The following is a 245-nucleotide window of genomic DNA, read 5'->3' on the forward strand; positions in this document are numbered from 1 at the left end:
TCTCGTTATTTGACTCGGCCTGTCCACGCGTTGCTAAGCGTGCCTGCCAGCCTGATAACTGTTGGATAAATGATTTTGCCCGCAAATGAACACCAACTTGATCATCATATAGCTTGTCCATCACGCGCGCCATATCTTGTTTTGTTTCGTCTTTTAGACTTAACGTGCCCAGTTGCTTCAAATCAACCTTCGCAAGTTGTGACAAGATACGAACTGAGCGTGGATTTGCGTTCATACGATTTTCG

1 protein-coding gene is annotated in these 245 nt (G+C 45.3%); it reads right to left on the reverse strand.

Annotated elements, in window-relative coordinates; translation table 11 throughout:
* Positions 1–245 (reverse strand): DNA repair protein RecO C-terminal domain-containing protein (locus tag SAY88_RS25505; protein WP_332635234.1); only part of this gene is annotated, 245 nt, incomplete at both ends.

It is taken from the genome of Halalkalibacter flavus, assembly GCF_036663575.1.
GTDB classification, from domain to species: domain Bacteria; phylum Bacillota; class Bacilli; order Bacillales; family Bacillaceae_D; genus Halalkalibacter; species Halalkalibacter flavus.